Source organism: Streptomyces ossamyceticus (genome assembly GCF_001418475.1).
GTDB classification, from domain to species: domain Bacteria; phylum Actinomycetota; class Actinomycetes; order Streptomycetales; family Streptomycetaceae; genus Streptomyces; species Streptomyces ossamyceticus.
This window is the reverse complement of sequence record NZ_LIQX01000384.1, coordinates 1-11,432: the sequence shown is the minus strand read 5'-3', so window position 1 is coordinate 11,432 and position 11,432 is coordinate 1. Positions and strand designations below refer to the sequence as shown.

Sequence of the window (11,432 nt, the reverse complement as noted above, 5' to 3'; positions counted from 1 at the left end):
ACCCCGCTCGTCGTCCTCGACATCGTCGGGCTCACCCCGAAGCTGCTGAGGCACATGCCCGCCGTCGCCGCCCTCGCCCGATCCGGGTCCCGGGCCCGTCTCGACCCCGTCCTGCCCGCGGTGACCTGCACGGTCCAGTCCACCCTCCTCACCGGCGAACCCCCCGCCGGGCACGGCGCGGTGGGCAACGGCTGGTACTTCCGCGACCTCGGCGAGGTCCTGCTGTGGCGCCAGCACAACGCGCTCGTCGGCGGAGAGAAGATCTGGGACACGGCCCGCAGGACCGCCCCCGACTACAAGGTCGCCAACATCTGCTGGTGGTACGCGATGGGCGCGGACGTCGACCTCACCGTCACCCCCCGCCCCGTCTACTACTCCGACGGCCGCAAGGAACCCGACTGCTACACCTGGCCGCCGTCCCTGCACGACGAACTCACCGACCGGCTCGGCCCGTTCCCCCTGTTCCACTTCTGGGGCCCCGGCGCCGACCTCGTCTCCAGCCGCTGGATCATCGACGCGACCCGCCACATCAACCGCACCCGCCACCCCGATCTGACCCTCTGCTACCTCCCGCACCTCGACTACGACCTCCAGCGCCACGGACCCGACGACCCGCGCTCCCTCAAGGCGGCCGCCGACCTCGACCGGGCCCTGGCCCCCCTGCTCGACGACGCCCGCGCCGAGGGCCGCACCGTGGTCGCGCTCTCCGAGTACGGCATCACCCGCGTGGACCGGCCCGTCGACATCAACCGCGCCCTGCGCCGCGCCGGCCTCCTGGAGGTCCACACCCAGGACGGCATGGAGTACCTCGACCCGATGGCCTCACGGGCCTTCGCGGTCGCCGACCACCAGATCGCCCACGTCTATGTGCGCCGGCCCGAGGACCTGGAGGCGACCAGGGAAGCCCTCGCCGGTCTCCCCGGCATCGACGAGCTCCTCGACGACGAGGGCAAGAAAGCCCACCACCTCGACCATCCGCGCTCCGGTGAACTCGTCGCCGTGGCCGAGCCGGACGCCTGGTTCACGTACTACTACTGGCTCGACGACGACCGCGCGCCCGACTTCGCGCGCAGCGTCGAGATCCACCGCAAACCCGGCTACGACCCGGTCGAGCTGTTCCTGGACCCGCACGACCCGTATGTGAAGCTCAAGGCGGCCACCGCACTGGCCCGCAAGAAGCTGGGCCTGCGCTACCGCATGGCGGTCGTGCCCCTGGACCCCTCACCTCTGCGCGGCAGCCACGGCCGTCTCCCCCTGAGCGACGACGACGGTCCGCTCCTCATCTGCTCCACCCCCCGCGCCGTCGGCGACCGCCTCGCGGCCACCGATGTGAAGGCACTGCTGCTCCGACTGGCCGGTCTGTCGTGACCGTCCGGCACCCGCACCGATCACAGTGAAGCACCCGCCACCGACAACGCCCTCCCACACCAAGGAGCCCCCGGCATGAGCCGCACCCACCAGCCCGACCCCGAACTCACCCACCGCCTCAGCAGACGAGGCATGCTCGGCGTGGCCGCGGGCGCCACCGTCGCCGCCCTCCTGGGCACCGCCGCGTCCCCCGCCCAGGCAGCCGGCACCACCGACACCGCCACCGCGGGCAAGGGCCGGGGCCGCCCCGTCCTGCCGCCCGGCCGCCTCGGCATCCAGCTCTACAGCCTCCGCGACAAGGTCTCCACCCTCGGATTCGCCCCGGTCTTCGCCGAACTGGAGAAGTACGGCTACGACGAGGTCGAGTTCGCGGGCTACACCCAGGGCTCCGCGGGCCCGATCACCCTGGCGCAGCTGAAGCGGCTGGCCCGGAACCACGGTCTGACCCCGATCGGCAGCCACGTCGGCTACTACTCCAGCGACCCGAACGCCTACACCTTCGCCCAGAACCTCGACAAGGTCCTCGACGACGCCCAGGCCCTCGGTCTGAAGCACATCGGCACCGCCGCCGGCCCGTTCCGCTACGGCACCACCGTCGACGCGATGAAGCGGGCCGCCGAGGAGTTCAACACCTACGGGGCGGCGGCCAGGGCGCGCGGCATGAAGTTCTACCAGCACAACCACTCCGAGGAGTTCGCCTTCGCGTCCGACCAGCCGCACGTCCGCCTCTACGACGTGCTGCTCCGCGAGACCGACCCCAGCCTCGTCTACCTGGAGATGGACATCTTCTGGGCGTACGTCGCCCAGTTCCGCTTCTCGAAGCGGCCCGACGGCACCCCCGCGCCGTTCGAGCCCCTCGACTACGTCCTCAGGCGCCCCAACCGCTACCCCCTCTTCCATGTGAAGGACGGCGAGAGCGACCCGTCGAACCCCTTCGGCTACCGCATGGTGGACGTCGGCGACGGCGACATCGACTACCAGAAGTTCATCTCGGCCGTCACCCGGCTCAAGGGTCACCGCCTCGCCCACCACTGGCAGGCCGAGCACGACAACCCCACCGAGTCGTTCACCTTCGCCCGCCGCTCCAGCGACCACCTGCACGCGCTGCGGGAGAAGTGCTGACCCGAGGACACGACAAACGGCAGCAGGCGGCCGCCCCGTGGTGCGGGACCACGGGGCGGCCGCCTGCTGCCGTACGCGAGGGCGTCAGGCCACTTCGTCACCGAGCGGACGAGGATTGGGAGCGATGTGCTTGGCGCGCGGCCGCCCCGGCGGGTGCAGGAACAAGGCCACGACCCCGGCGAACAACGAGATGGAACCGGCGAGCACGAACGCCCCCGTGTAGTCCCAGGCGCCCACGACCACGGCGCCCATGCCCGACCCCAGCAGACCCGACACCAGCTTGGAGCTGTACACCAGGCCGTAGTTGGAGGCGTTGTTGTTCTCACCGAAGTAGTCCGCGGTCATCGCCGCGAACATCGGGAAGATCGCGCCGCCGCCGAAGCCGGAGATGCTGGAGAACACCAGGAACAGCGGCAGGTTGTCGATGTTCCCGGACCAGAGGATGCCGTACTGCGCGAGGCCCAGCACCACGCAGACGAAGATCAGGCACTGCTTGCGGCCGTACAGGTCGGAGAGCCAGCCGATGACACCGCGGCCCGTGCCGTTCACGATCGCCTTCAGGGACATGGCCGTCGCGACGATCCCGCCCGCGAAACCGGCCTCGTTGCCGAACGGCACCTGGAAGGCGATGCCGAAGATGTTCACCCCCGAGGTGCACAGCAGGCAGAACCACATCAGGGCCACCCGGCCGGTGCGCCAGGCCTCGCCCGGCGTGTACTGCTTCACGGCCGGCGGGTTCTTCTCCAGCGCGCGTCGCGCCCGCGGGTCGTCGGGCTTGCGCAGCGGGTCGACCTCCGCGGGCCACCAGTTCTTCGGCGGGTCCTGGAAGAAGTGCCCGGCGACGGCGACGACCGCCGCGAGGAAGACACCGACGCAGACGAGCACCCAGCGGAAGTTCGTCAGGTCCATGTAGCCGGTGAAGATGAACACGAACGGCACCGAACCGTAGGCGAACCCGCCGTTCACGAAGCCGGTCTTGCCGCCCTTGCGCTCCGGATACCACTTGCCGACCATGTTCACGCAGGTCGCGTAGACCATGCCGGCGCCCATGCCGCTGAACATGCCGAAGCCGATGTACGCGACGACGACGTGCGGCGCGAACGCGAGGGACAGATAGCCGAGGAGGGTGCCGACGGCGCCCAGCATCATCGCCCAGCGGGCGGGCAGCCTGCCGCTCTCGCGGAGCTTCCCGGCCGGGAAGGCCACGGCGGCCTGGAAGAACACCCACACACCGAGCATCCAGAAGATGTGCTGGTTGCTCCACTGGTGAGCGGTGTGCAGGGTCTCCTCGGCGGACGCGAACGCGTACTCGGCCGAGCTGATGCCCATCATGCCCACCCACGGCAGGATGACCATCCACTTGCGTGTGCGCCCCATGATGTCCCGGTCGGACTCGCCGATCCGGTACACCCGGCCGCCTGCGTCCGTCACCTCCCGGTAGGGGACGGATGTGGAGATGTCAGTTGTCGCCATGTCGATCGAACCCTTCGCGTGGAAGAACTGGCCAGCGCCCCCTGTCCGTGTTTCTTCGCGCCGGGGTCCGCGGTGAGCGGTCGCCGCGGACCCCGTGGTTCGAGCCCTCCCTCAGCTCATCGACCGCCCCCCAACAGCCCCGCGGCCCGCGCCCAGCGGGCGGTGTCACGCCCGGGGGCCAACCCCCGGACCCCCGGCCGGCTCACAGCCGACGCGCCCATCAGAGCAACCCCGCGGCCCGCGCCCAGCGGTACTTCGCGCCGAGCACCGCCACCGGCTTCTCCGTCGTGTACGGGTAGGCCACGACCCCCCGTTCGAAGAGGTACTGGCAGGCCTCCTCGACCTCGACGTCACCGGCCAGCGACGCCACCACCGGCTTCTCGACGCCCCGTTCGCGGAACTCGGCCACCACGCGCGCGGTGAGTTCGGCGAACACCATCGGAGGGGTGACGATCGTGTGCCAGTAGCCGAGGACCAGCGCGTGGATGCGCGGGTCCTCCAGACCCAGCCGGACGGTCGCCTCGTACGTCGACGGCGGCTCGCCCCCGGTGATGTCCACCGGGTTGCCCGCGGCCCCGAACGGCGGGATGAACGCCCGGAAGGACGCGTCCAGATCCGGTGGGATCTCCATCAGCGACAGCCCGTTGTCGGTCACCGCGTCCGACAGCAGCACACCGCTGCCGCCGGCCCCCGTGATGATCACGACGTTGTCGCCCTTCGGGGTCGGCAGCACCGGCAGGGCGCGCGCGTACTCCAGCATCTCGTTCAGTCCCGGCGCCCTGATGACACCCGCCTGCTTCAGGATGTCCTCGTACACCGCGTCGTCGCCCGCCAGCGCGCCCGTGTGCGAGCCCGCCGCCTTCGCCCCGGCGGCCGTACGGCCCGCCTTGAGGACCACGACCGGCTTCTTCGGGACGGTGGCCCGCGCGGCCTCCACGAAGGCGCGCCCGTCCTTGAGGTCCTCCAGGTGCATCGCGATGCACCGGGTGTTCGGGTCCTCGCCGAACCAGGTCAGCAGATCGTCCTCGTCGAGGTCCGACTTGTTGCCGAGGCCGACGATCGCGGACACACCCGTCTTCGTGGTGCGGGCGAAGCCCAGGATGGCCATGCCGATGCCGCCGGACTGCGAGGTCAGCGCGACGCCGCCCTTGACGTCGTACGGCGTGCAGAACGTGGCGCACAGGTCCTGCCACGTCGAGTAGTAGCCGTAGATGTTCGGCCCGAGCAGCCGGACACCGTGCCGTTCGGCGATCGCCACGATCTCCGCCTGGAGTTCGTGTTCACCGGTCTCGGCGAACCCGGAGGGGATGAGGACGGCGTTGGGGATGCCCTTGCGCCCCACCTCCTCCAGCGCCGCGGCCACGAACTTGGCGGGGATCGCGAAGACCGCCACATCCACCTCACCGGGAACGTCCGTGACACTCTTGTACGCCTTGCGGCCCAGAATGTCATCGGCCCGGGGGTTCACCGGATGGATCTCGCCGGGGAAGCCGCCGTCGACGAGGTTGCGCATCACCGAGTTGCCGATCTTGCCCTGCTCGTTGGAGGCGCCGATCACGGCGACCGACGAGGGCTGCATCAGCCGGCGCATCGAGGTGAGGATCTCGTCGCGGGTGTACGTGCGCCGGGGCTTGGACACCGACTCCGCGAGGATCACCCGGATGTCCGCGGCGACCGCCCCCTCCGGGGTGGCGATCACCGGGTTGAGGTCCACCTCGGCGATCTCCGGGAAGTCCGCGACCAGTTGGGAGACCCGGCGGATCTGCTCGGCGATCGCCCACCGGTCCACGGCGGCGGCGCCGCGGACCCCGCGCAGGATCTCCGCCGCGCGGATCGAGTCCAGCATGGACAGCGCCTCGTCGGCGGTGACCGGCGCGAGCCGGAAGGTGACGTCCTTGAGAACCTCGACCAGCACCCCGCCGAGCCCGAACGCGACGACCTTCCCGAACGTCGGGTCCGTCACCGCGCCGACGATGACCTCCTGCCCCTTCGGCAGCAGCTCCTGCACCTGCACGCCCTCGATCCGGGCCTCGGGGGCGTACGCGCGGGCGTTGTCGACGATGGTGTGGAACGCGGCCCGCACGCCGACGGCGCCCTCCACCCCGACGACCACCCCGCCGGCGTCGGTCTTGTGGAGGATGTCCGGGGAGACGATCTTCATCACCACCGGCCCGCCGAAGCGGGCCGCGTACTTCACGGCCTCGTCGACGTCCCGCGCCAGCTCCTCACCGGGTACGGCGATGCCGTAGGCGTCGGCGATCACCTTGCCCTCGGGAGCGGTGAGCGCGGCGCGGCCCTCGGCGCGCACGGCGTCGAGGAGCGCGCGCACCCTCAGCTTCCGGTCCTCGGCCCTCACTCAGATCACCCCGTCCGACTTGAGCAGGCGCAGCTCCTCGTCACCGAGGCCCAGCTCGCCCACGTAGACCTCTTCGTTGTGCTCGCCGAGCAGCGGTGAACTGGTGACGTCCACGGGGGAGTCGGAGAGCTTCAGCGGGCTGCCCACGGTCACGAAGTCGCCGCGCTCGGGGTGCGGCACGGTGACGACCATCTCGTTGGCGACCAGGGAGTCGTCCTCGATGATCTCCTTCGTGGACAGGATCGGCCCGCAGGGGATGTTGTGGGCGTTGAGCCGCTCCAGCACCTCCCACTTGGGCAGCGTGGAGGACCACTCCTCGATCAGCTGGAACATCTTGTTCAGCTTCGGCAGCCGGGCCTGCGGCGTCGCCCACTCGGGGTCGTCGGCCAGCTCGGGCCGTCCGATGAGTTCGCTGATCGGCTGCCAGCCGACGGGCTGCACGATGACGTACACATAGTCGTTGGGGCCGCCCGGCGCGCACTTGACCGCCCAGCCGGGCTGTCCGCCGCCGGACGCGTTGCCGGACCTCGGTACCTCGTCGCCGAAGTCGTCGTTGGGGTACTCCCGCAGCGGGCCGTGCGCCAGCCGCTGCTGGTCGCGCAGCTTCACCCGGCAGAGGTTGAGCACGGCGTGCTGCATGGCGACGTTGACCCGCTGGCCGCGCCCGGTGCTCTCCCGCTGGTACAGCGCCGCGAGGATCCCGGCGACGGCGTGGACGCCCGTGCCGGAGTCCCCGATCTGGGCGCCGGTCGCCAGCGGCGGCCCGTCCTCGAAGCCGGTGGTGGCCATCGACCCGCCCATGGCCTGCGCGACGACCTCGTACGCCTTGAAGCCGGTGTACGGGCCCTCACCGAAGCCCTTGATGGAGGCGTAGACGATCCGCGGATTGATCTCCTGGATGCGCTCCCAGGTGAAGCCCATGCGGTCGACAGCGCCGGGGCCGAAGTTCTCCACCATGACGTCGGAGCGGCGGATCAGCTCGGTGAGGATCTCCTTGCCGCGCTCGGTCTTGGTGTTGAGGGTGATGCTCCGCTTGTTGCAGTTGAGCATCGTGAAGTAGAGGGAGTCGACGTCGGGGAGGTCGCGCAGCTGCTTGCGGGTGATGTCGCCGCTCGGTGCCTCCAGTTTCACGACGTCCGCGCCGAGCCAGGCGAGGAGCTGGGTGGCCGACGGACCGGACTGGACGTGCGTCATGTCGAGGACGCGGATGCCTTCGAGAGCCTTGGTCATGCCGAGGTCACCTCACTTGTACATCGTCTGGTTCATGGTTCCGGGGGCGTACGCGTCCGGGTCGACCCAGACGTTGATGAGCGACGGCTTTCCGGACTCCCGTGCGCGCCGCAGCGCGGGCCCGATGTCGGCGGGGTCGCGGACCTCCTCGCCGTGACCGCCCAGCATCTGGGCGAACTTGTCGTAGTGGACGTCGCCGAGGGTGTTGCCGATCCGCTCGCGCTCCTCGCCGTACTTGGCCTTCTGGCCGTAACGGATCTGGTTCATGGAGGAGTTGTTGCCGACGATGCCGACGAAGGGGAGGTCGTAGCGGACGAGGGTCTCGAAGTCCCAGCCGGTGAGGGAGAACGCGCCGTCGCCGAAGAGGGCCACGACCTCCTTGTCGGGCCGCGCCTGCTTGGCGGCGAGCACGAAGGGGACGCCGACGCCGAGCGTCCCCAGGGGGCCGGGGTCCATCCAGTGTCCGGGCGACTTGGGCTGGACGACCTGGCCGGAGAAGGTGACGATGTCGCCGCCGTCGCCGATGTAGATCGAGTCCTCGGTGAGGAAGTCGTTGATCTCGCTGACCAGGCGGTACGGGTGGATCGGGGAGGCGTCGGACCTGAGCTGCGGCAGCCGCTTCTCCAGGGCGGTCTGCTCGGCGGCACGCAGCTCGTCCAGCCACTCCTTGCGCTTCGACGCGCCACCGTTGAGTCGTCCGGAGGCCGCCTCGGTCACCGACTTGAGGACGAGCCCGGCGTCGCCGACGATCCCGAGGTCGATGTCGCGGTTCTTGCCGACGGTCCGGTAGTCGAGGTCGATCTGCACGACGGTCGCGTCCTGCGACAGCCGCTTGCCGTAGCCCATGCGGAAGTCGAAGGGCGTGCCCACGATCACGATGACGTCGGCGTTCGAGAAGGCGTACCGGCGGGAGAGCTGGAAGTGGTGAGGGTCGCCCGGCGGGAGGGTGCCGCGCCCGGCGCCGTTCATGTAGGCCGGGATGTTCAGGGTGCGCACCAGCTCGACGGCGGACTCGGTGCCGCGGGTCGTCCACACCTGGCTGCCCAGCAGGATCGCGGGCCTCTCCGCGTGCACCAGCAGGTCGGCGAGCCGCTCGATCGCCTCGGGGTCACCGGCGGAGCGGGTCGAGGCACGGTAGGCGCCCGCCTTCGGCACCCGTGCCTTCTCCACGGGCACCTTGGCGTCGAGGACGTCGCGCGGGATCTCCAGGAAGGAGGGGCCGGGCGCGCCGTGGTAGCACTCACGGAACGCCATCGACACCATGTCCGCGGCCCGCGCCGTGTCCGGCACGGTCGCCGCGAACTTGGTGATCGGCGTCATCATGTCGACGTGCGGCAGGTCCTGGAGGGATCCCATCTTGTGCTGGGTGTGCGCCCCCTGACCGCCGATCAGCAGCATCGGGGACTCCGCCCGGAAGGCGTTGGCGACACCGGTGACGGCGTCGGTCGTACCGGGGCCGGCGGTGACGACGGCGCAGCCGGGCTTGCCCGTGATGCGCGCGTATCCGTCGGCTGCGTGGGCGGCGACCTGCTCGTGGCGTACGTCGACGACCTCGATGCCCTCGTCGACGCAGCCGTCGTAGATGTCGATGATGTGGCCGCCGCACAGGGTGTAGATGACGTCCACACCCTCCGCCTTGAGTGCCTTCGCGACGAGGTGACCACCGGAAATGAGGTCCTGGCTGTTGCCGTCGGGCATGGCGAAGTCCTGTCCCTTCGTAGGGGGTTGGAACGCTCTCGCGGTTGATTGCATACAGTCGACGAATACTGTATGAAGCTTGTTATCCCGCATCCGGTGGGTGGTGTCCAGGGGGCGTGCGGCACTTCTGAGTCAGGAGCCGGAATGGACCTGTTCGAACATCAGGCAAGGGAACTCTTCGAGGAACACGGCATCTTGGTGCCGCGGGCGGAGGTCACCGACTCGTCCAAGGAGGTGCGCGGGATCGCCCGCCGACTGGGCGGACGCGTCGTCGTCAAGGCCCAGGTGAGGACCGGTGGACGCGGCAAGGCGGGCGGGGTGAGGATCGCCGCCGACCCGGCCGCCGCCGAACTGACGGCGCGACAGATCCTGGGCATGGACATCAAGGGGCACACCGTCCGCGCGGTGATGGTCGCCGAACCCGTCGCGATCGAGAGCGAGTTCTACGTCTCCTACGTCCTCGACCGCGCCGCCGGCCGCTTCCTCGCGATCGCCTCCGCCGAGGGCGGCATGGACATCGAGGAGGTGGCGGCGACCCGCCCCGAAGCCGTGGCGCGTGTCCCCGTCGACCCGGCGGAGGGCGTGACCTCGGCGAAGGCGGCCGAGATCGCGGAGGCGGCCGGACTTCCCGCGCGGACCGTCGACGTCCTCGTACGGCTCTGGGAGGTACTGGTCCGCGAGGACGCCCTCCTCGTCGAGGTCAACCCGCTCGTCCGGACCGCGCGGGGGCAGATCCTCGCCCTCGACGGCAAGATCACCCTCGACGACAACGCGGCCTTCCGGCACGCCCGTCGGGGCGGGAGGAGCCTCGCTCCCGACGACCCGCTGGAGGCGGCGGCCGCCGCCAAGAGCCTCACCTACGTCAAGCTGGACGGCGAGGTCGGCGTCATCGGCAACGGCGCCGGACTCGTCATGTCGACCCTCGACGTCGTCGCCGGCTGCGGCGCCCGCCCCGCCAACTTCCTCGACATCGGCGGCGGCGCCTCCGCCCAGATCATGGCCGACGGCCTCTCCGTCGTCCTCTCCGACCCGGACGTGAAGTCCGTCCTCGTCAACGTCTTCGGCGGGATCACCGCCTGCGACGCGGTCGCCGAGGGCATCGTGCGGGCCCTGGACAGTGTCCGGCCGACCAAGCACCTCGTCGTCCGTCTCGACGGCAACAACGCCGCCCGCGGCCGGGCCGTCCTCGACGCCCGCGCCCACCCCCTGGTCCAGCAGGCCACCACCATGGACGGCGCCGCACGCCGCGCCGCCGAACTCGCCCACGCAGCCTGAGGAGCCCGGACATGGCCATCCACCTCACCCAGGAGAGCAAGGTCCTCGTCCAGGGCATGACCGGCGGCGAGGGCATGAAGCACACCCGCCGCATGCTCGCGGTCGGCACGAAGATCGTCGGCGGAGTCAACCCCCGCAAGGCGGGCCGCACCGTCGACTTCGACGACGCCACCGTCCCCGTCTTCGGCTCCGTCCACGAGGGCATGGACGCCACCGGCGCCGATGTGAGCGTCCTCTTCGTCCCGCCGGCCTTCGCCAAAGCCGCCGTCGTGGAGGCCGCCGACGCCGGCATCGGCCTCGCCGTCGTCATCACCGAGGGCATCCCCGTCCACGACGCCGTCGCCTTCACCGCGTACGCGCGGGCCAGGGGTACCCGGATCATCGGCCCCAACTGCCCCGGCCTCATCAGCCCCGGCCAGTCCAACGCCGGCATCATCCCCGCCGACATCGCCAAGCCGGGCCGCATTGGCCTCGTCTCCAAGTCCGGCACGCTCACCTACCAGCTGATGTACGAGCTGCGCGACATCGGCTTCTCCACCTGCGTCGGCATCGGCGGCGACCCCGTCGTGGGCACCACCCACATCGACTGCCTGGCCGCGTTCGAGGACGACCCGGACACCGAGATCATCGTCCTCATCGGGGAGATCGGCGGCGACGCCGAGGAACGGGCCGCCGCATACGTCCGCGAGCACGTCACCAAACCCGTCGTCGGCTATGTCGCCGGATTCACGGCGCCCGAGGGCAGGACGATGGGCCACGCCGGCGCCATCGTCTCGGGTTCGTCGGGCACGGCCCGCGCGAAGCAGGAGGCCCTGGAGGCGGCCGGCGTACGCGTCGGGAGCACGCCCACCGAGACCGCCCGGCTGGTCCTGGCCGCCCTGGAAGGCGGTGCGTGACATGCCCCCCACAC

8 protein-coding genes are annotated in these 11,432 nt (G+C 70.4%); 4 read left to right on the top strand and 4 right to left on the bottom strand.

Annotated elements, in window-relative coordinates; all coding sequences use genetic code 11:
• On the top strand, positions 1-1,368 hold a 1,368-nt coding region (locus AOK15_RS26535; protein ID WP_055520882.1), incomplete at its 5' end, for an alkaline phosphatase family protein.
• A gap of 75 nt (positions 1,369-1,443) precedes the next feature.
• Positions 1,444-2,490, top strand: a complete 1,047-nt coding sequence (locus AOK15_RS26530; protein ID WP_055520881.1) for a sugar phosphate isomerase/epimerase family protein — start codon at positions 1,444-1,446, stop codon at positions 2,488-2,490.
• A gap of 84 nt (positions 2,491-2,574) precedes the next feature.
• On the opposite strand, the gene AOK15_RS26525 is transcribed toward AOK15_RS26530, so the two are convergent.
• From AOK15_RS26525 to AOK15_RS26510, 4 genes are all read right to left on the bottom strand, one after another.
• Complete coding sequence (locus tag AOK15_RS26525) at positions 2,575-3,963, bottom strand: OFA family MFS transporter (RefSeq protein WP_055520880.1); 1,389 nt, start codon at positions 3,961-3,963, stop codon at positions 2,575-2,577.
• A gap of 220 nt (positions 3,964-4,183) precedes the next feature.
• Positions 4,184-6,319, bottom strand: coding sequence for an acetate--CoA ligase family protein (locus AOK15_RS26520; protein ID WP_055520879.1), 2,136 nt, complete (start codon positions 6,317-6,319; stop codon positions 4,184-4,186).
• Positions 6,320-7,549, bottom strand: a complete 1,230-nt coding sequence (gene frc, locus AOK15_RS26515) for a formyl-CoA transferase (RefSeq protein ID WP_055520878.1) — start codon at positions 7,547-7,549, stop codon at positions 6,320-6,322.
• A 12-nt stretch (positions 7,550-7,561) separates the two neighbouring features.
• Positions 7,562-9,247: a thiamine pyrophosphate-binding protein gene (locus tag AOK15_RS26510; protein WP_055520877.1), complete on the bottom strand. Its 1,686-nt coding sequence runs from the start codon at positions 9,245-9,247 to the stop codon at positions 7,562-7,564.
• Positions 9,248-9,391: 144 nt separating this feature from the next.
• Here AOK15_RS26510 and sucC point away from each other — a divergent pair, with 144 nt between their 5' ends.
• Positions 9,392-10,522: an ADP-forming succinate--CoA ligase subunit beta gene (sucC, locus tag AOK15_RS26505; protein WP_055520876.1), complete on the top strand. Its 1,131-nt coding sequence runs from the start codon at positions 9,392-9,394 to the stop codon at positions 10,520-10,522.
• A gap of 11 nt (positions 10,523-10,533) precedes the next feature.
• Entirely contained in the window at positions 10,534-11,418 is an 885-nt protein-coding gene (gene sucD, locus AOK15_RS26500) for a succinate--CoA ligase subunit alpha (RefSeq protein ID WP_055520875.1), read from the top strand.
• Positions 11,419-11,432: the final 14 nt, after the last annotated feature.